At 69.3% G+C, this 18,533-nt stretch carries 16 protein-coding genes; 3 read left to right on the top strand and 13 right to left on the bottom strand.

Features of this window, described 5'->3' with window-relative positions; translation table 11 throughout:
* Positions 1 to 3 precede the first annotated feature (3 nt).
* On the bottom strand, positions 4 to 1,017 hold the full coding sequence (locus BM013_RS13230; RefSeq protein ID WP_093127623.1) for a tripartite tricarboxylate transporter substrate binding protein: 1,014 nt from the start codon (positions 1,015 to 1,017) through the stop codon (positions 4 to 6).
* 124 nt (positions 1,018 to 1,141) lie between these two features.
* Between BM013_RS13230 and BM013_RS13225 the strand changes: the two genes are divergently transcribed.
* On the top strand, positions 1,142 to 2,071 hold the full coding sequence (locus BM013_RS13225; protein ID WP_093127621.1) for a LysR family transcriptional regulator: 930 nt from the start codon (positions 1,142 to 1,144) through the stop codon (positions 2,069 to 2,071).
* Here BM013_RS13225 and BM013_RS13220 read toward each other — a convergent pair.
* The 12 genes from BM013_RS13220 to argE form a co-directional block, all read right to left on the bottom strand.
* A complete protein-coding gene (locus tag BM013_RS13220; protein WP_093128107.1) occupies positions 2,056 to 2,358 on the bottom strand; it encodes a Dabb family protein in 303 nt (100 codons plus the stop codon). The genes BM013_RS13225 and BM013_RS13220 overlap by 16 nt on opposite strands.
* Before the next feature lie 17 nt (positions 2,359 to 2,375).
* Positions 2,376 to 2,681 (bottom strand): YciI family protein, encoded by a 306-nt coding sequence (locus BM013_RS13215; protein ID WP_093127619.1) that lies wholly within the window; start codon positions 2,679 to 2,681, stop codon positions 2,376 to 2,378.
* 145 nt (positions 2,682 to 2,826) lie between these two features.
* Positions 2,827 to 3,585 carry a slipin family protein gene (locus BM013_RS13210; protein ID WP_093127616.1) on the bottom strand — a complete coding sequence of 253 codons (759 nt, stop codon included), beginning with the start codon at positions 3,583 to 3,585 and terminating at the stop codon, positions 2,827 to 2,829.
* Positions 3,586 to 3,688: 103 nt separating this feature from the next.
* Positions 3,689 to 4,876, bottom strand: a complete 1,188-nt coding sequence (locus BM013_RS13205) for an acyl-CoA dehydrogenase family protein (RefSeq protein ID WP_093127614.1) — start codon at positions 4,874 to 4,876, stop codon at positions 3,689 to 3,691.
* 10 nt (positions 4,877 to 4,886) lie between these two features.
* Positions 4,887 to 6,047 carry an acyl-CoA dehydrogenase family protein gene (locus tag BM013_RS13200; RefSeq protein WP_093127612.1) on the bottom strand — a complete coding sequence of 387 codons (1,161 nt, stop codon included), beginning with the start codon at positions 6,045 to 6,047 and terminating at the stop codon, positions 4,887 to 4,889.
* Between the two features lie 26 nt (positions 6,048 to 6,073).
* Complete coding sequence (locus BM013_RS13195) at positions 6,074 to 6,976, bottom strand: SDR family oxidoreductase (protein ID WP_093127609.1); 903 nt, start codon at positions 6,974 to 6,976, stop codon at positions 6,074 to 6,076.
* A gap of 34 nt (positions 6,977 to 7,010) precedes the next feature.
* Positions 7,011 to 8,978 carry an acetyl/propionyl/methylcrotonyl-CoA carboxylase subunit alpha gene (locus BM013_RS13190; RefSeq protein WP_093127606.1) on the bottom strand — a complete coding sequence of 656 codons (1,968 nt, stop codon included), beginning with the start codon at positions 8,976 to 8,978 and terminating at the stop codon, positions 7,011 to 7,013.
* A complete protein-coding gene (locus BM013_RS13185; RefSeq protein ID WP_093127603.1) occupies positions 8,975 to 10,585 on the bottom strand; it encodes an acyl-CoA carboxylase subunit beta in 1,611 nt (536 codons plus the stop codon). Before BM013_RS13185 ends, BM013_RS13190 begins: the two co-directional genes overlap by 4 nt.
* Positions 10,586 to 10,658: 73 nt before the next feature.
* Positions 10,659 to 11,438, bottom strand: coding sequence for an MHYT domain-containing protein (locus BM013_RS13180; RefSeq protein ID WP_093127601.1), 780 nt, complete (start codon positions 11,436 to 11,438; stop codon positions 10,659 to 10,661).
* 133 nt (positions 11,439 to 11,571) lie between these two features.
* Positions 11,572 to 13,263: a hypothetical protein gene (locus BM013_RS13175; RefSeq protein ID WP_093127598.1), complete on the bottom strand. Its 1,692-nt coding sequence runs from the start codon at positions 13,261 to 13,263 to the stop codon at positions 11,572 to 11,574.
* 147 nt (positions 13,264 to 13,410) lie between these two features.
* A complete protein-coding gene (locus tag BM013_RS13170; protein ID WP_256221487.1) occupies positions 13,411 to 14,664 on the bottom strand; it encodes a DUF445 domain-containing protein in 1,254 nt (417 codons plus the stop codon).
* 2 nt (positions 14,665 to 14,666) lie between these two features.
* Positions 14,667 to 15,833: an acetylornithine deacetylase gene (gene argE / locus BM013_RS13165; RefSeq protein WP_093127596.1), complete on the bottom strand. Its 1,167-nt coding sequence runs from the start codon at positions 15,831 to 15,833 to the stop codon at positions 14,667 to 14,669.
* A 102-nt stretch (positions 15,834 to 15,935) separates the two neighbouring features.
* On the opposite strand from argE, the gene BM013_RS13160 reads away from it, so the two are divergent.
* Positions 15,936 to 17,132 (top strand): glycerophosphodiester phosphodiesterase, encoded by a 1,197-nt coding sequence (locus BM013_RS13160; protein ID WP_093127593.1) that lies wholly within the window; start codon positions 15,936 to 15,938, stop codon positions 17,130 to 17,132.
* Between the two features lie 180 nt (positions 17,133 to 17,312).
* Positions 17,313 to 18,512 (top strand): M20 aminoacylase family protein, encoded by a 1,200-nt coding sequence (locus BM013_RS13155; RefSeq protein WP_093127590.1) that lies wholly within the window; start codon positions 17,313 to 17,315, stop codon positions 18,510 to 18,512.
* Positions 18,513 to 18,533 lie beyond the last annotated feature (21 nt).

The raw sequence follows: 18,533 nt of genomic DNA, 5'->3' as shown, positions 1-18,533 counted from the left end.
GTGTCAGGGCGACTCGTAGCCGATGGTCTTGACCAGTTCGCGGTAGCGCGCGATCTCGCTCGCGTAGAACTTCTCGCCCGCCTCCAGGCTCATCGGCTCGAAGACGGTCTTGGCCTGCGACGCCAGTTGCGCGCGCGCATGCGGGTTCTTCAGCGCGGTCGCGATGGCCGCGTTGAGCCGCTCGGCCACGCTCGCCGGCGTGCCCTTGCGCACCATGTACGAAGTCCAGATGCCGAAGTCGAACTCCTTCATGTCCTTGCTCTGCGCGCTCGTGGGCAGCGCGTCGAACGGTGCGGGCAGCGGCTTGCCCGGCGAGAGCGAACCGATCAGGCGCAGGCGGCCCTGCTTCACGTAGTCGGCATAGAAGGCCTGGTACGGCATGAAGGCGAAGTCGATCTGCCCGCCCAGCAGGTCCTGGATGATCGGTGCGCCGCCCTTGTAGGGCACATGCGTGACGGGCGCGCCGGTGCGCTTGGTGAAGAGCTCGCCCAGCAGGTGGTACAGCGTGCCCGGGCCCGGTGTGCCGTAGCTCAGCGGGGCGTCCTTGCGCGATCGCGCCAGCGCCACGAACTCGTCGAGCGAATGCACGGGCAGCTTGCTGTTGACCACCAGCACCAGCGGCGAGGTGGCCACCGGCGCGATCCACTGGAAATCTTCCGGTCTGTAGCGCGTGCTCCTGTTGACCAGCCCCGACAGGATCAGCTCGTTGGGCGAGCCCTGGAACAGGTGGTGGCCGTCGGCGGGCGCGGCCAGCACCTTGGCCGCGGCGATGGCGCCGGTCGCCCCGCCGATGTTCTCCACGATGACCGGCCCGCCGAGCGCCTTGCCGAACGGCTCGCTCAAGGCCCGCGCGGTGAAGTCGCTGGCCGCGCCGGCCGGGTAGGGGACCATCAGCGTGACGACCTTCGAGGGGAATGCAGGCGGCTGCATCTGCATCTGCATCTGCGCCTGTGCCGTCGCCGCAGTGCCACAGCCTAGAAAAGCCAGCGTGCAGAGCCATCGAGCGAACCGTTTCATGGGGAATTCCTGCGTCCAGAGTGGGAGTTGCTGGATGCTAGGAATCGGGCTTTCATCCGTCCAATGCATTGTTTTTGTCATTACCATGAGTTCGTCTCATGCATATGACCACCAACGGCTTCCCATGAACCTGCAACAACTCGACCACCTGCTCGCGCTGGCCGAAACCGGCTCCTTCAGCCGCGCGTCCGAGAAGGTGCACCTCACCCAGCCGGCGCTCAGCCGCAGCATCCAGATGCTGGAACAGGAGCTGGGCATGCCGCTGGTCGACCGCATCGGCAAGCGCAACGAGCTCACGCCCTTCGGCGCGATGGTGCTGGCGCGCGCCAAGCGCATCTCGACGGAAACGCACGAGCTCAAGCGCGCCGCCGCGCTGCTGGCCGACGGGCAGGCCGGCTCCGTGAGGCTGGGGCTCGGCGCGGCGCCCGGCGCGCTGTTCTCGGGGCCGCTGCTGGTCGAGATGCTCAGCCGCCATCCGCGCGTGGGCCTGCAGCTGCATGGCGGCAGCCCGGAGCTCCAGTTGGCGGCGTTGCGCGCGCGCACGCTCGACGCGCTGGTGCTCACCTACCGCGCGGTGCCGCCGCGCGAAGACCTGCACATCGACGTGCTGCCGACCATGCGCTCGGGCTTCGTCTGCCGGTGCGGCCATCCGCTGTTGACGCAGCGCCGCGGCAAGCCGGTGCGCTTCGACGAGCTCACGCGCTTTCCGGTGATCTCGACGATGGTGAGCGACGACGTGGCGCGCAGCCTGGTCGAGCGCTACGGCAGCGACGCCAGCCCGCAACGCTGGCTGCACGTGTCATCGGAGGACATCGGCGCGCTGGTGCAGGCGGTGCGCAACACCGATGCCGTCTTTCTCGGTGTGCTGGCGGCCACGCGCGCATTGCAGGACAACGGGGAACTGGCCGAGCTGAAGGTGAACCCCGCGGCGGGGCTCAGCGCGCAGTTCGCCTTCGTCACCCTCGAAGGCCGCACCGAGGCACCCGCGCTGCAACTGGTGCGGGCGTTCTGCGTCGAACTCGCACAAGCCGAGGCGGCTCAGTCCACCGCGTAGTCCACCTGGTGCCGCGCGATACGCAGGTCACCCAGCTCCTCGCGCACCCGCAGGTGCGCCGGGTGCGTGGCGTAGCCGTCGAGCGAGGCCTGGCTGTCGAACTCGCTGTAGAGCACCACGTCGCAGGCATAGCCCACGCGGCTCGAGTCGACGCCCACTTCCAGGTGCAGCAGGCCGGGGATCTGACCGCGCAGCGATTCGAACCGGCGCTTGAGCAGGTCGCGGGCCCGCGCTTTTTCTTCCGGCGTGTCGCCACGCAGGTCCCACATCACGATGTGCTTGAACATGGAGGCGGCGCGCTCGCTCATTCGGCGGGCGCGAAGCCGACCTTCTGCGGCCAGAGGTTCGTGAAGGCAAGCACCGAACTGCTGGCGTAGAGCCCGGCGCGCGTGAAGGGCTCGTTCGCCTGCCATGCCTCGGCGGCCGCGCGGCTGTCGAAGTCGATGGCCAGCAGGCTGCCGAGCATGGTCTTGCCGTCGTCGGCCAGCAGCGGGCCGGCGAAGGCCATGCGTTCGGCCACTTGCGCGATGCAGGCCTTGTGTTCGGGGCGCACCGCGGTGCGCAGCGCGGCCGAATCGGGCTTGTCGAGAAGATGGAAGACGAAGATCACGCGGGCTCCTGCTGGGGGTGTCCGGGCGATGGTAAGCACGCCGCGCGCGAAACGCCATGCACCGCCGGGCTCGCCGGTGAAGAACAGTTTTCCGTTTGCGTGATGTGCGTGATGTGCGTGATCCGCGGCGGGCTTGCCAGGCGCATCAGCCGCGCGGCCCGAGGAAGCTCGTGAGCAGGTCCACCGGCAGCGGGAACACGATGGTGGTGTTCTTGTCCGCGCCGATCACGGTGAGCGTCTCCAGGTAGCGCAGCTGGATGGCCTGCGGCTCCTGCGCCAGCACGCGCGCGGCCTGGAACAGCTTTTCCGAGGCCTGCAGCTCGCCCTCGGCATGGATCACCTTGGCGCGCCGCTCGCGCTCGGCCTCGGCCTGCCGCGCAATGGCGCGCACCATCGACTCGGTCAGGTCGATCTGCTTGATCTCCACGTTCGACACCTTGATGCCCCACGAGGCGGTCTGCACGTCGAGCGATTCGCGCACGTCGAGGTTGAGCTTCTCGCGCTCGGCGAGCATGTCGTCAAGTTGGTGCTTGCCCAGCACCGAACGCAGCGTGGTCTGCGCCAGCTGGCTGGTGGCGTTGAAGAAGTCCTTCACCTCGACGATGGCCTTCTCGGCGTCGACGATGCGGAAGTACACGACCGCGCTGACCTTCACCGACACGTTGTCGCGCGAGATCACGTCCTGCGTGGGAACCTCGAGCACCACGGTGCGCAGGTCGACGCGCACCACCTGCTGGATGCCCGGGATCACGAGCACCAGCCCGGGCCCCGACACTTTCGAGAAGCGCCCCAGGGTGAAAACGATGCCGCGCTCGTATTCCCGGAAGATCCAGATTGCGCAAAAAAGCAGCACCGCCAACAGGACGATGACGACGGCGCCAATGCCGGAGGTGAAAGAGAGCATGTCGGTCTCCTGCGACCCAGCGAGAGTGCTGGAGCGTTGGACACCCGGCGCGCGGCGGCGTTCCGCCCCGGCGCGAATAAAGGCCCCGCTGGAGCCCCCGTGCCTACCAGCCCATCTGCCTGGCGGCCAGCTCTTTCATGATCTCCTCGGCCCCGCCGCCGATCATCATCACCTTCACCTCGCGGTAGATGCGCTCGCTCACCGTGCCGCGCATGAAGCCCATGCCGCCCAGGATCTGCACCGCCTGGTCGGCGCAGAACTGCATGGTCTGCGTGGCGTGGTTCTTCAGCATGCAGATCTGCGCCACCCACTCCGGCGTGTTGAAGCGCCCGGCAGCCTCCAGGGCATCACCCTCGGTGGACACGGCCTCGATCCACGCCTCGGTGGAGGCGATGCGCATCTGCATGTCGACCAGCTTGTGGCGCACCGCCTGGTGCTCGATGAGCGCGTGGCCGAAGGTCTTGCGCTCGCGCGCCCAGGCCAGCGCCTCGTCGAGGCAGGCCTGCGCGAAGCCCAGCGCGCCCGCGGCCAGGCCGATGCGTTCGCCGTTGAAGTTGCCCATGACCATGCGGAAACCCGCGCCTTCGTCGCCGAGCAGGTAGCGCGCCGGCACGCGCACGTTGTCGAAGTGCAGCGTGGCGGTGTCCGAGCACAGCCAGCCCATCTTCGCCAGGCGCGTGCGCGAAAGGCCCGGCGTGTCGCCCGGCACCAGCAGCATCGAGATACCGCCCGCGCCGCGGCCTTCGCCGGTGCACACGGCCACGGTGATCCAGTCGGCGCGCATGCCGGAGGTGATGAAGGTCTTCTCGCCGTTCACCACGTAGTGATCGCCATCGCTGCCGCCGCCGCCGCCGCTTTCCCGGCGCGCGGTGGTTCGCAGCGCGGCCACGTCGGAGCCGCCGCCGGGTTCGGTGATGGCCAGCGCCGCGATCTTCTCGCCGCGCAGCACCGGCGGCACGACCTCGCGGCGCACCGCGTCGCTCCCGTGCAGCACCACCGGCGGCAGGCCGATGTTGTGCGAGAACAGGCTGGCGAGCACGCCGCCGCTCTTGCCGTGGCGCGCGAGCGCGACCCATGCGGGCAGCTTCAGCGAATACGAAGCGGGCGTGCCGCCCAGCTCCTCGGGGTAGCTCAGCCCGAGCAGGCCGAGCTCGGCGGCGCGCGTGTACAGCGCGCGCGGAAACTCGCCCGCGTCGTCCCAGGCCTGCACGTTCGGCGCGATCTCGTTCTCGGCGAAGCGGCGCACCGTGTCGGCGAGCGCCGCGCGGTCGGCTTGCAGTTCGGCGTTCATGCGGCGGTGCTCAGCCGCGCGGCGGCCGCTTGGCGATGCCCATGGTCTTGGCGAGGATGCCCAGCATCACCTCGTCCGCGCCGCCGCCGATGGAGCCCAGCCGGCCGTCGCGGTACAGGCGCGACACGCGGTTTTCCAGCGTGAAGCCCATGCCGCCCCAGAACTGCAGGCAGGTGTCGGCCACCTGCCGCGTGAGGCGCCCGGTCTTGAGCTTGGCCATCGACGCGAGTTCGAGCACGTCCTCGCCCTGCACATGCAGGTCGCAGGCGCGGTAGGTGAGCGCGCGCAGCGCCTCCACCTCTGTCTTGAGCTCGGCCAGCTTGAACTGCACCCACTGCTGGTCGGCCAGCGTGGCGCCGAACATCTGGCGTTGCTGCGCCCACTCGATGGTCTGCGCGATGCAGTCTTCCATCGACTCGAGCGAACTCGCGGCGGCCCACAGCCGCTCTTCCTGGAACTGCTGCATCTGGTAGATGAAGCCCTGGCCCTCCTCGCCGATGCGGTAGCGCTGCGGCACGCGCACGTTGTCGAAATAGATGAGCCCGGTGTCGCTCGAGTTCATGCCGATCTTGCGGATCTTCTTTGCCTTCTCGATGCCGGGGCTGTCCATCGGCACCATCACCAGCGACTTGTTGCGGTGCACGGGCCCGTCGCTGGTGTTGACCAGCATGCACATCCAGTCGGCCTGCAGGCTGTTGGTGATCCACATCTTCTGGCCGCTGATGAGGTAGTCGTCGCCGTCCTTGCGCGCGTGGCTCTTCAGGCCCGCCACGTCGCTGCCCGCGCCGGGCTCGCTCACGCCGATGCAGCCGACCATGTCGCCGGCAATGGCGGGTGCCAGGAACTCGCGGCGCAGCGCGTCGCTGCCGAAGCGCGCAAGCGCGGGCGTGCACATGTCGGTCTGAACGCCGATGGCCATGGGTACGCCGCCACAGCTGATGTGGCCCAGTGCCTCGGCCATGGCCATCGCATACGAATAGTCCAGCCCGCCGCCGCCGAAGGCCTCGGGCTTGTTCAGCCCCAGCAGCCCGAGGTTGCCGAGCTTCTTGAAGACCTCGTGCGCGGGAAAGATCTCGGCCTCTTCCCATTCGTCCACATGCGGGTTGATCTCTTCGTCGATGAAGCGGCGCAGGGTCTTCTGGATCTCGAGGTGTTCGTGGGTGTAGTGCATGGGGTGTCTCCGTCTGTCGTCGTTCTTCAGTTGTCCTGGAACACGCGCGGCGTCTGCGCCAGGTGAAAGCCGTCGAAAGGCTTCACGGCCGCGCGCTGCTGCGCCTGCGCATCGGGCAGCTCCATCGGCCAGCCCATGCGCACCTGCGGCCGTGCGCCGTCCACGCGCAGCACGGTGCCGCTGATGAAGCTGGCCGCCGGGCACAGCAGGAAAGCGATGGCGGCGGAGGTCTCGGCTTCGGTGCCGAAGCGGCCCGCGGGCAGGGTCTTGCGCATGGCGCGCAGCATGTCGCCGGCCTCGGGCGGGTAGTGGTCCATGCCGCTGGAGGCGATGTAGCCGGGCGCCACCGCGTTCACGCGCACGCCGCTCACGGCCCATTCGGCGGCGGCCGTCTCGGTGAAGCTCACCATGCCGGCGCGCGCCGCGCCGCTGTGGCCCATGTTGGGCATGGAGCCCCAGATGTCGGCCACGATGTTGACGATGGCGCCGCCGCGCGCCTGCATGCTCTGCAGGTAGCACTCGCGCGCGACCAGGAAGCCGCCCGTGAGGTTGGTGTGGATCACCGCCTCCCAGCCCTTGGCCGAGATGGCGTGCAGCGGCGTGATGTACTGGCCGCCCGCGTTGTTCACCAGGCCGTCGATGCGGCCCTGCGCGGCGACGATGGCGGCCACGGCCGTGCGCACGGCCTCTTCCTGGCGGATGTCGAAGGCCTGCGTGCCGGCCTTGCCGCCGGCGGCCTCGATCTCTGCCCTCACCGTGTCGAGCTTCTCCTGCTTGCGCCCGACCAGCACGACGTGCGCGCCGAGCGCGGCGAGTTCGTGCGCGGTGCAGCGGCCGATGCCGGAGCCGCCGCCGGTGACGACGATGACCTGGCCGTCGAACAGGCCGGGCGTGAAGACGGAGCGATAGCGGGACGACGGAGTGTTCATGCGACAGGCTTTCGGAAATTTGGGGGGGCGCGCATCAGGCGCCGGCGATCTCGGCAATCTCTGCGACCACGTGGCGCGCCGCCACCTGCGCGCCCACCGCGACATGCAGCGCGACCCGGCCGGCGCGCGGCGCGCAGTGCACGTGCTCCATCTTCATCGCTTCGAGCGTGACCAGCGGCTGCCCGGCGGCGACGGCGTCGCCCTCGGCCACCAGCAGGGCGATGACGCGGCCGTTCATCGATGCGCGCAGCAGGCCGTCGGCGCCGGCGTTGCCGCCGCGGGCCACGGCCACGTGCGTGAGGTTGTCGAGCCGGAAGGCGCGGCCACGGCAATGGAACAGGACGCGATCGCCCGCGTGTTCTGTCTCGCGCACGGCAAGCGCCTGTTCGGAGAGACCGCCGCACGAGAAGCGCACGGTGCCGTCGTCCTGCCACGCGAGCAGCGTGAGCTGCACGGCGTCGCGGTCGTCGAGTGCGACATCGAAGGCGCCCTTGCCGCGCGGCGTCACGCGGGCCGTGTGCACCGTGCCGTCGAGTGCGAAGCGCAAGGCATTGGGCAGCGTGTGCGCCAGCGGCGACGGCCATCCGTGCTGGCCGAGTTGCAGCAGCAGCGCGGCCAGCAGCGCCGCGTGGGCATCGGTGGCGGCGTCGGGCGCGAGCAGCGCATCGAGATGGTCGGCAATGAAGGCCGTCGTGGCCGCGCCGCTGGCGAACACCTCGTGCGACAGCGCGCGCAGCAGCAGTGGCTGGTTGGTCGCAATGCCGAGCGCGACGGTGTCCTGCAGGCCCGCGACGAGCCGGTGCCTGGCTTCATCGCGCGTGCGGCCGTGCGCCACGAGCTTGGCGACCATCGAGTCGTAGTAGGGCGGCACGGCCGCACCGTCGCGCAGCGCGTGTTCGGTGCGCAGCGACGGTGAAGGGCGCCAGGCCGCGAAGGTGCCGCTCTGCGGCATGAAGCCCTGCCGCGGGTCTTCGGCGCACAGGCGCACCTCGATCGCATGGCCGTCGATGCGCACGTCTTCTTGCGTGAGCGGCAGCGGCTCGCCGGCCGCCACGCGCAGTTGCAGCTCGACCAGGTCGAGCCCGGTCACGGCCTCGGTCACCGGGTGCTCGACCTGCAGGCGCGTGTTCATTTCCATGAACCAGTACTGGCCTTCGGCGTCGAGCAGGAATTCGAGCGTGCCCGCGCCTTCGTACGCGATCGCCTTCGCCGCCGCGACGGCCGTGGCGCCCATGCGCTCGCGCAGGGCGCCGGACACCGCGGGCGAGGGCGCTTCCTCGATCACCTTCTGGTGCCGGCGCTGCACCGAGCAGTCGCGCTCGCCGAGGTGGATGGCGTTGCCGTGCCGGTCGGCGAACACCTGGATCTCGATGTGGCGCGGCGCGACGATGGCGCGCTCCAGGATCACGGTGGCGTCGCCGAAGGCATTGAGCGCTTCCGACTGCGCGCTGTGCAGCAGTTCGCCGAACTGCGCGGCCGAGCCGACCAGGCGCATGCCGCGCCCGCCGCCGCCGGCCGTGGCCTTGATCATCACGGGCCAGCCGATGCGCGCGGCCTCCGCCGCCAGCTTCTGCGGGCTCTGGTCCGTGCCCTGGTAGCCCGGAATGCACGGCACGCCCGCCGCCTGCATCAGCCGCTTGGCGCCGGCCTTGTCGCCCATGGCGCGAATGGCCTCGGGCGACGGCCCGATGAAGACCAGGCCCGCATCGCGGCAGGCCTGCGCGAAAGCGGCGTTCTCGGCGAGGAAACCGTAGCCGGGGTGCACCGCGTCGGCGCCGCTGATGCGCGCGGCTTCGACGATGGCGGCGATGTCCAGGTAGCTCTGCGTGGGCAGCGGCTCGCCGATCCACACCGACTGGTCGGCCTGGCGCACGTGCTCGGCATCGGCGTCGGCGCTCGAGTACACGGCCACCGTGCGGTAGCCCATGGCGCGCGCGGTGCGCATCACGCGCACCGCGATCTCGCCACGGTTGGCGATCAGGATCTTGTGAAATGCGCTCATGGCCGTGCCACCGAGAACTGCATGGGTTGCGGCACGCGCGCGTCGGCGTCGCGGCACACGGACAGCGCTTCGGCCAGCACCGCGCGCGTGTCGCGCGGGTCGATCACGCCGTCGTCCAGCAGCAGCGCGCTGGTGGTGAACACGCTCATCTGGCGCTCGAAGCGCTCGACGATCTGCTGCTGCATGGCGTCGATCTTCGCGTGGTCGACAGCACCTTTTCTGGCCATGCCCGTCTCCATCACGATGGCCATGGTTTTCGCGGCCTGCTCGCCGCCCATCACCGCGGTGCGCGCGTTGGGCCAGCTGAAGCAGAAGCGCGGCGCAAAGCCCCGCCCGCACATGCCGTAGTTGCCCGCTCCGTACGAGGCGCCGCAGTGCAGCGTGATCTGCGGCACCGTGGCGCTGGTCACGGCCTGGATCATCTTGGCGCCGTGCTTGATGATGCCGGCCTCCTCGTGCGCGCGGCCCACCATGTAGCCGGTGATGTTCTGCAGGTAGACGATGGGCGTGCGCGACTGGCAGCAGGCCTGGATGAAGTGCGTGGCCTTGGTGGCGCCGTCGGAGTCGATGGGGCCGTTGTTGGTGATGAGGCCCACCGCATGCCCCTCGAGCCGGATGTGGCCGCAGACGGTGGCGCTGCCGTAGTGCGCGCTGAATTCGAGGAACTCCGAGCCGTCGGCGATGCGCGCGATGACCTCGCGCATGTCCACCGGGCGCCGGCCGTCGCTGGGCATGAGGCCCAGCAGGTCTTCGGCGTCGCAGCGCGGCGGCGCGAACGTGCGCGGCGCTTCGTCGCGCGCCCAGTCGATGCCGCCGAGGATGGAGCGCGCGATGCGGATCGCGTCGCGGTCGTCCTCGGCCAGGTAGTCGCCCAGGCCGGAGATGTGCGTGTGCATCACGGCGCCGCCCAGTTCTTCTTCGGTGGCGATCTCGCCGGTGGCGGCCTTCAGCAGCGGCGGCCCGGCCAGGAAGGCCCGCGTGCGGTCGCGCACCATCACGATGTAGTCGGACAGGCCCGTCTGGTAGGCGCCGCCCGCGGTCGAGGAGCCGTGCGTCACCGTCACCACCGGCAGCCCCGCGGCCGACAGGCGCGCGAGGTTGCGAAAGATGTTGCCGCCGCGCACGAAGTCCTGCACGCGGTACTGCATGAGGTTGGCGCCGGCGCTTTCCACCAGCTGCACGTAGGGCAGCTTGTTCTCCAGCGCGATCTCCTGCACGCGCAGCTGCTTGTCCAGCCCCATGGGCTGCAGCGCGCCGGCGTCGATGCCCGAGTCGGAGGCGTTCACCATGCAGCGCACGCCCGCCACCCGGCCGATGCCTGAGAGCAGCCCGCCGCCCGGCACGCTCCTGGACAGGTCGGGGTTGTCCTGCCCCAGCCCCGCGAGCGAGGCCAGCGGCAGGAAGGGCGCGCCGGTGTCCAGCAGCAGCGCGAGGCGCTCGCGCGGCAGCAGCTGCCCGCGCCTGGCGAAGCGCTCGGCCGAGGCGTTCGAGGCGGCCGCGGCGCGGGCCTCGTGCGCGCGCACCTCGCCGAGCAGCGCGAGCATGCTGGCGCGGTTGGCCTGGAAGGTGTCGCTGGCCGCGTGCAGCCGGGATTCGATGAGGGGCATGAAGGTCTGTGCAGGTCGCTGTTGTCGCTCTGCACAGACTGTAGGAGGCGGGTGCCGCGCCCGCTTGTGCCAATTAGCTGGTGTGGGGGCGGCGCACGCCCGCGGCCGGCGTGGTGTCCAGGCTGCTGCCCGTGACCACCCAGTAGATGAAGATCAGCACCGCGCCGGCCGTGCCGAACACCGTGAGCCCCATCGAGCTGCCGCCGATGGCCAGCGCGTCGATCGGCGCGGCGGCGGTGCACACCATGCCGGCCGCGCTCATGCCCACGTAGTGCATGGTGCACACGGCCACGCCCATCACGGCGGCCGCGGCCACCTTGTGCGTGAACTTGCGCAGGTTGAAGGCCAGCCACAGCGCCGCCGCGGCCGCGCTCACGGCAATCACCACCGACAGGGCGACGCGCGCGAGGTCGAAGTCCATCGAGGCGCGCATGTTCATCGCGAACATGCCCATGTAGTGCATCACGCACACGCCGGCACCGGCCAGCAGGCTGCCGCCCAGCCAGCCCGAGCGGCTGAACCGGCTTTGGCCGCCCGCCATGTACAGCGCGATGCCCGAGATCAGGATGGCCGCCACCAGCGACACCACGGTGAGCGGAATGTTGTACGAGATGGCGATCGGCAGGCGGTACGCCAGCATGCCGATGAAGTGCATCGACCAGATGCCGATGCCGCCGAGCGCCACCGCGGCGCAGGCCACGATGGCCAGGTTGGGCTTGCCGTCGGGGCCGACCATGCGCCCGGCGCAGATGAGGGCGACCAGCGAGCCCGCGAAGGAGATGAGGAAGGAGAGCGCCACCATGCCCGGGGTGTACTCGGGCGACAGCAACTGGCCTACGACGAGCGGAGTCATGCGTTTTCCTTTCGAGAAAGAACGCTTCGCGGACCCCCGACGGCCGGATTGCAGCCGGGACACCGCAGGGCGTCCCGGCCAGTCTGTAATGTTTGTTTTAAAAAGTAAACAGGTAATTACACTTCTTGTTACCCTACCTTACGGCGCGAATCCGATATATCGCATTGTTCTTGTCGGCGCTCATGTAGACCGTGCCGTCGCGGCCCACGGCCACGCCCGTGACCACGTACGGCGGCGGCAGGCCGGGCCCGGGGGCGAGGCCGATCGGCAGGTTCTCGGCCACCGTGCGGCGGCTGCCGGTGGCGGGGTCGATCTCGACCAGTCGGCGCGCCGCGCTCTCGGCCACGATGAAGCTGCCCCACGGCGTCTGCGCCAGGCCCTCGGGCAGGGCGAGCCCGTCGGCCACGGTGCGCAGCGGCGCGCTGGCGTCCAGCGGAATGCGCAGCAGCTTGCCGGCCGCCTCGGTCACGTAGAGCGCGCCGTCCTGCCCGATGACCATCTGCACCGGGCCGTTCAGGCCGCTGGCAAGCACCGACTTCTGGGCAAACTTCGGACCGCTGGCGCGCGTGATGCTGCCGGTGGCGATCTCCGCGTAGACCAGGCTGCCGTCGGGCATGGGAATGGCGTCGAACGGGGCCTTCAGGCCGTGCACGATTTCCACGGTCTTCAGCGTCTGGCGGTCCACCAGCTGCACCGTGCCGGTGAACCACGAGGTCAGCGCGAACAACCGGGGCGACAGGCCGACCGCGAACGGGTAGTCGAGCTCGGGCTCGCGCTGCATGCGGAACACGTCGCGCACCTCGCCCGTGCGCACGTCGACCTGGCGGAAGCCGAACACGTCGGCCACCCAGAGGTCGTTGCCGTCGATCTTCATGCCGGCCGGCACCGCCACCTTGCCGCTGGTGAGCGTGCGCAGCTCGCCGGTGGCGGGGTTGAAGGCCTGCACCTCGTTGTTGGCCATGTTGGACACGTAGATGGTGCCGTCGGGCGTGTCCTTGGCGATGGCCAGGTTGTCGAGCGAGGGCCGCAGCTGCTTGGCCACGGTCTTGCGGCCGGTGGCCAGGTCCACCTTGACCAGTTCGCCGCTGCGCGCATCGACCACCCAGAGGTTGCCCTTGCCGTCGAGGTTGGCCGCGGCCGGAATCTTGAAGCCGTCGGCGATCACGGTCATGTTGCCGTTCGCCGGATCGATCTTCACCACCTGCCCCTTGAACCACAGCGGGCCGTAGAGCAGGCCGTCGGGCCCGACCTCGAAGCCGTTGAAGCCGCCCATGTCCTTCTTGATGAGCCGCGGCGGCTTCTGGCCCGCGCGGTCGATTTCCCAGAGCGCGTCGCCCAGGAACACCTGCGAGGCGTAGAGCTTGCCGTTGCGGCGGTCGAAGTCGAGCGAGTTGAGGCCGGGCAGGTCCTTGGCGAGCACCTGCAGCGGCGCGCCGTCGTTCTCGCGGTAGCGCAGCATGCCCATGAGGTAGTTGGTCCACGCCAGCTCGCCCTTGGGGCCCACGGCGATGTCGTCGGCCTGGCCTTCGGGCGCATCGACGAGCACCTTGGCCGCGCCGGTGCTGCGGTCGACCTCCCACAGCGTGTTGCCCAGCACCGAGCCCGCGAGCAGGCGGCCCTTGGCGTCGATGGCCAGGCCGTGCACGCCGGCGAAGGACGAGGGCGCCACCAGCACCTTGGGCGCGGCCCACGCGGCGGGCCGCGTGGGCGGTGGCGAGAGGCTGCTGCAGGCGGCCAGCAGGGTGAGGGTGGCGGTCAGCGCGGCGGCTCGCAGGTTCGCTTGCAGGCTCGCTTGCAGGTTCGCGCGAAGGCTTCGACGGGGCATGGTGCGTGTCTCCTCTTCTGTTGATGCTGGGTGCGCGAAGCAGTCTAGGAGGAGGCCGCGGCCCTGAAGTCTCTCGGGGGACACGATGCGGACTTTCGTCCGCTGTGGATTACCCGGGCCTGCGCGGGCCGTCGTCCGGCCGGCGGGTCAGCCGCGCAGCAGCTGCGTGACGGCGTGGATCAGCAGCCCCACCAGCCCGCCCACCAGCGTGCCGTTGATGCGGATGAACTGCAGGTCGCGCCCGATGTGGCGCTCCAGCTCCACCGTCATCTCCTGTGCGTTCCACTCGCCCACGCGCTCCTCGATGTAGCGGCGGATGTCCTCGCGGTAGCGCTCGATGGCCAGCGGCGCGGCGGCCTCGACCTGCTCGTTGATCCAGCGGCGGATGGCCTCGTCGCCCTGCAGCCGCGTGCCCAGCGCGCCGGCCATCGACGCGATGCGCTGGCGGATGGTGGAGTCGCCGCGGCCCAGGTCGTCGTGCAGCCAGGCCAGCAGCTCGCCCCACAGCCCGTGCAGGTAGTCGCCCAGCGCGGGGTGCGCGATGAGCTCGGCGCGGATCTGCTCGCCGCGCTGCTGGAACTCGGGGTCGAGCTTCAGGCGCACCACGAAGTCGTCCACGAAATGGTCGAAGCGCTTGCGCATGGGGTGGTCGGGCTCGGCCGCCAGCTCGCCGATGGTGCGCGCCACGGCGGCCACGATCTTGCGCGTGGCCAGCTTGGCCGCCACCTGGTCCAGGCCCACGTAGCGCAGCGTCTTGATCTCGCGCGCAATGGCCTCGGTGATGTGCGCCTGCAGCTCGTCGCCCTCGAGCAGCCCGGCCACCTGCTGCAGCACGTCGTCGAGCAGCGCCTGGTGGCGCCCGCCGGCCGTGAGCGCGTCGAGTGCCTGGCCGGTGAGGCGCGACAGGTCGATCTTCTGCAGGCCCGCCGCGGCGGCGCGGCCCATGAAGTCGCGCACGCGTTCGTCGTCGAAGGCCGAGAGGCCGTAGCGCGTGGCGGCCACGCCCCATTCGCCGAGCTTCTGGCCGCTGGCGGGGCGCGCGAGCCAGCCGGCAATGCGCCCGGCGGTGTCGAACTGGCGCACCTTGTCGAGCACCTGCGCGGTGCTCAGGAAGTTGTCGCAGATGAAGCCGGCGAGCTTGGCGCCGATGCGGTCCTTGTTGCTGGGGATGATGGCCGTGTGCGGAATCGGCAGGCCCAGCGGATGGCGAAACAGCGCCACCACCGCGAACCAGTCGGCAATGGCGCCGACCATGGCGGCCTCGGCAAAGGCCGCCACGTAGCCCCAGGCCGGATGCTGCGCGTGCAGCGCGCTGGCCAGCGCATAGAGCAGCGCCGCGCCGCACAGCAGGCCGAGCGCGACGCGCTTCATGCGCTGCAGTGCGTCGTTGCCTTCGGCCAATCTCAACCGATGGTGGGGCTGGACGCCAGGCGCTCCATGAACAGCTCGCAGCGCGCGAGCTGCTCGAGGCTCACGAACTCGTCGGGCTGGTGCGCCTGCTCGATGCTGCCGGGGCCGCACACCACGGTGGGGATGCCGGCGTTCTTGAACAGGCCCGCTTCGGTGCCGAAGGCCACCAGCGTGGTGCGGTCTTCGCTGGCCAGGCGCTGCGCCAGCAGCGTGATGGGGTCGTCGGCGGAGCCCAGGAAGCTGGGGATCTCGCAGATGGTCTCGAACTGGAAGCCGGTGTCCTGCGCGACCTTCTTCATGGCCGGCTCCAGGCTGCCCGCGTAGGCCACCACGTCGGCCTGCATGCGCTTGGCGTCGGCGGTGGGCAGGTCGCGGAATTCGTAGCGGAATTCGGCGTCGCGCGGCACCACGTTGTCGGCGATGCCGCCGTGGAACTGGCCCACGCTGGCGGTGCTGAAGGGCACGTCGAAGCCTTCGTAGCGCGGCTCGCTGCGCTCGAAGTCCTCGGCCATGTCGCGCACCTTGCCGATCACCCGGGCCGCCATCTCGATGGCGTTGACCGACTTCGGCGTGAGCGACGAATGCGCTTCCTTGCCGCGCACGCAGCACTTGTAGCGGTACACGCCCTTGTGCGCGATGGCCGGCACCATGCTGGTGGGCTCGCCCACGATGCAGGCCAGCGGCTTGATGCCGGCTTCGCGCATGTCGGCAATGAGCTCCTTCACGCCGAAGCAGCCGATCTCTTCCTCGTAGCTGAAGGCGAAGTGCACCGCGAAGGGCGAGTCGCTTTCCAGGAAGCGGTGGGCGTTCGACAGCGCAATGGCGATGAAGCTCTTCATGTCGGCCGAGCCGCGCCCGTACAGGCGTTCGTTCTGCACCACGGCGGAGAGCGGGTCGACGCTCCAGTCCTGGCCGTCCCAGGGCACCGTGTCGGTGTGGCCCGAGACGATCACGCCGGCCGGCTTGCCTTCGCCCAGCGTGGCGAACAGGTTCGCCTTGGTGCGCTCGGCGTTGTAGGTGATGCGGCTTTTCACGCCCAGGCCCGCGAGGTGGCTCTGTGCGAAGTCGATCAGTTGGAGGTTGCTGTTGGCACTGACGGTGTTCATGCGCACCAGGGTCTGGGCCATCAGAAGGCTTTGGGGTGAAAGCGTATGGAGCATGCGGCGCATTCTCCCGGAAGTCCGCGCCGCGTGTGCGCGCGAGTCGCGGCTGTCACGCGCAGCGGGTACCCTGCGCTTCTTTTGGATGGAGAGCCCAAGACCATGCGCACCCTTCAATTCGCCCTGGCGGCCACCACCGTCCTTTGTGTTGCGGCTTGCAGCACCAGCGGCCCCACCGGTTCCACCAACAAGCCGATGACGCTCGACGGCAAGCCGCCGCTGGTCATCGCCCACCGGGGCGCCTCGGGCTACCTGCCGGAGGAAACCCTCGAGGCCTACACGCGCGCCATCGAGCTCGGCGCCGACGTCATCGAGATGGACCTGGTCTCCACCAAGGACGGCGTGCTCATCGCCCGCCACGACCCCAACCTGGCCATCAGCACCGACGTGGCCAGGCACCCGCGCTTCGCCTCGCGCAAGAAGACCATCAAGGTCGACGGCGAGACCCAGACCGGCTGGTTCAGCAACGACTTCACGCTGGCCGAGATCAGGACGCTGGGCGGCATCTCGACCGACGCCGAGCGGCCGCAGGAATTCAACGGCAAGTACAAGATCGTCACCTTCCAGGAGATCATCGACTTCGCCAAGGCCAAGTCGAAGGAAACCGGCCGCACCATCGCGATCTATCCCGAATCGAAGAACCCGACCTACTTCCGCGACCTGGGCCTGCCGCTGGAAGACAAGATGATCGCCGCCATCAACGCCGCCGGCTGGAACAGCAAGACCGCGCCCATCTATGTGCAGTCGTTCGAGCCGGGCAGCCTGAAGTACATGAAGAGCAAGGGCCTGAACACCCGGCTCATCCAGCTGATCGACGGCGACAGCGTCGACCTGAAGACCGGCGCCGTGACCTTCGCCGTGCCCAGCGACCGCCCCTACGACTGGACCAAGGCCGGCGACAAGCGCAACTTCGACGCCATGGTCACGCCCGCGGGGCTGGCCGAGATCAAGACCTATGCCGACGGCATCGGGCCGTGGAAGCGCTACATCGTGAGCATCAAGGGCACGATCGGCGCCGACGGCAAGCCGGTGGACGTGAACAAGGACGGCAAGATCAACGACGCCGACGCCACCTCCACCGCGCCCACCTCGCTGATCGCCGACGCGCACAAGGCCGGCCTGTTCGTGCACCCCTTCACCTTCCGCAACGAGTCGCGCCGCCTGGCGGCCGACTACAACAAGGACGGCAGGAACGAATACGGCGTGTACTACAAGCTCGGCGTGGACGGCGTGTTCACCGACTTCACCGACACCGCGCTGGCCGCGCGCGCGGACTACCTGAAGAGCATCGGGCGCTGAATCTTTTGGGGAGGAACACCGCGCGACCGGCTTTGCGGGGGCGCAGGTGCTGCCCCCGGCAGGGGGGAGCGAAGCGACACGAAACGCGCGCAGCTTGGGGGCGGGCGCAGGAGAGCGCAGGAGTAGGAATTACCCGGCACGGTCTTTGCGGGTGTCGTGGCAAAGCCTAGACTGTGAAACATGAAACTCATCGATTCGCTCGTCACGCAGGCGGCCGGCATCGCCGCCGTCCGACGTGACCTCCACGCCCATCCCGAACTCTGCTTCGAAGAAGTCCGCACCGCCGACGTGGTGGCAGGCAAGCTCACCGAATGGGGCATTCCCATTCACCGCGGCCTGGGCACCACCGGCGTGGTGGGCATCATCAAGAACGGCACCGGCCACCGCGCCGTGGGCCTGCGCGCCGACATGGACGCGCTGCCCGTCACCGAGCTCAACACCTTCGCCCACGCCAGCCAGCACCACGGCAAGATGCACGCCTGCGGGCACGACGGCCACACCGCCATGCTGCTGGCGGCCGCGCAGCACCTGGCGAAGAACCGCAACTTCGACGGTACCGTCTACCTGATCTTCCAGCCGGCGGAAGAGGGCGGCGGCGGCGCGCGCGAGATGATCAAGGAAGGGCTCTTCGAGCAGTTCCCCATGGACGCCGTGTTCGGCATGCACAACTGGCCCGGCATGAAGGCCGGCCAGTTCGCCGTGAGCCCCGGGCCGGTGATGGCCTCGGGCAACAAGTTCCACGTGAACGTGATCGGCAAGGGCGGTCACGCCGCGCTGCCGCAGACCGGCGTCGACCCGGTGCCGATCGCCTGCGAGATCGTGCAGGCGTTCCAGACCATCCTCACGCGCAAGATGAAGCCGACCGATTCGGCCGTGATCTCGGTCACCACCATCCACGCGGGCGAAACCAACAACGTGATTCCCGACAACTGCGAGCTGACGGGCACGGTGCGCACCTTCTCGCTGGAAGTGCTCGACATGATCGAGGCGAAGATGAAGCAGATCTCGGAGCACATCTGCGCGGCGCACGACGCCACCTGCGACTTCCGCTTCGAGCGCTACTACCCGCCGACCATCAACACCGAGGCTGAGGCCGACTTCGCGCGCCGCGTGATGGGCGAGATCGTCGGCCCCGACAACGTGCTCAGGCAGGAGGCCGCCATGACCTCGGAAGACTTCGCCTTCATGCTGCAGGCCAAGCCCGGCGCCTATGCCTTCATCGGCAACGGCGACGGCGCGCACCGCGACGTGCACCACGGCGAAGGCCCGTGCACGCTGCACAACGCGAGCTACGACTTCAACGACGACCTGATCCCGCTGGGCGCGACCTGCTGGGTGCAGATTGCCGAGCAGTTCCTCAAGCCCGGCGCGGCCGGCTGACCGGCGCGTTGTTCGCCGAGT

The sequence above is a fragment of the Variovorax sp. OK605 genome, assembly GCF_900115445.1.
Lineage (GTDB): Bacteria > Pseudomonadota > Gammaproteobacteria > Burkholderiales > Burkholderiaceae_C > Variovorax.
This window is presented reverse-complemented; position numbering and strand designations above follow the sequence as displayed.

What these genes read in the sequence shown, in the direction of transcription:
- BM013_RS13205 (WP_093127614.1), bottom strand. Translation starts at nt 4,876, where the DNA reads ATGAACGCCGAACTGCAAGCCGACCGCGCGGCGCTCGCCGACACGGTG.
- BM013_RS13230 (WP_093127623.1), bottom strand. Translation starts at nt 1,017, where the DNA reads ATGAAACGGTTCGCTCGATGGCTCTGCACGCTGGCTTTTCTAGGCTGT.
- BM013_RS13225 (WP_093127621.1), top strand. Translation starts at nt 1,142, where the DNA reads ATGAACCTGCAACAACTCGACCACCTGCTCGCGCTGGCCGAAACCGGC.
- argE (WP_093127596.1), bottom strand. Translation starts at nt 15,833, where the DNA reads ATGCTCCATACGCTTTCACCCCAAAGCCTTCTGATGGCCCAGACCCTG.
- BM013_RS13190 (WP_093127606.1), bottom strand. Translation starts at nt 8,978, where the DNA reads ATGAGCGCATTTCACAAGATCCTGATCGCCAACCGTGGCGAGATCGCG.
- BM013_RS13195 (WP_093127609.1), bottom strand. Translation starts at nt 6,976, where the DNA reads ATGAACACTCCGTCGTCCCGCTATCGCTCCGTCTTCACGCCCGGCCTG.
- BM013_RS13175 (WP_093127598.1), bottom strand. Translation starts at nt 13,263, where the DNA reads ATGCCCCGTCGAAGCCTTCGCGCGAACCTGCAAGCGAGCCTGCAAGCG.
- BM013_RS13220 (WP_093128107.1), bottom strand. Translation starts at nt 2,358, where the DNA reads ATGTTCAAGCACATCGTGATGTGGGACCTGCGTGGCGACACGCCGGAA.
- BM013_RS13200 (WP_093127612.1), bottom strand. Translation starts at nt 6,047, where the DNA reads ATGCACTACACCCACGAACACCTCGAGATCCAGAAGACCCTGCGCCGC.
- BM013_RS13160 (WP_093127593.1), top strand. Translation starts at nt 15,936, where the DNA reads ATGCGCACCCTTCAATTCGCCCTGGCGGCCACCACCGTCCTTTGTGTT.
- BM013_RS13210 (WP_093127616.1), bottom strand. Translation starts at nt 3,585, where the DNA reads ATGCTCTCTTTCACCTCCGGCATTGGCGCCGTCGTCATCGTCCTGTTG.
- BM013_RS13185 (WP_093127603.1), bottom strand. Translation starts at nt 10,585, where the DNA reads ATGCCCCTCATCGAATCCCGGCTGCACGCGGCCAGCGACACCTTCCAG.
- BM013_RS13180 (WP_093127601.1), bottom strand. Translation starts at nt 11,438, where the DNA reads ATGACTCCGCTCGTCGTAGGCCAGTTGCTGTCGCCCGAGTACACCCCG.
- BM013_RS13155 (WP_093127590.1), top strand. Translation starts at nt 17,313, where the DNA reads ATGAAACTCATCGATTCGCTCGTCACGCAGGCGGCCGGCATCGCCGCC.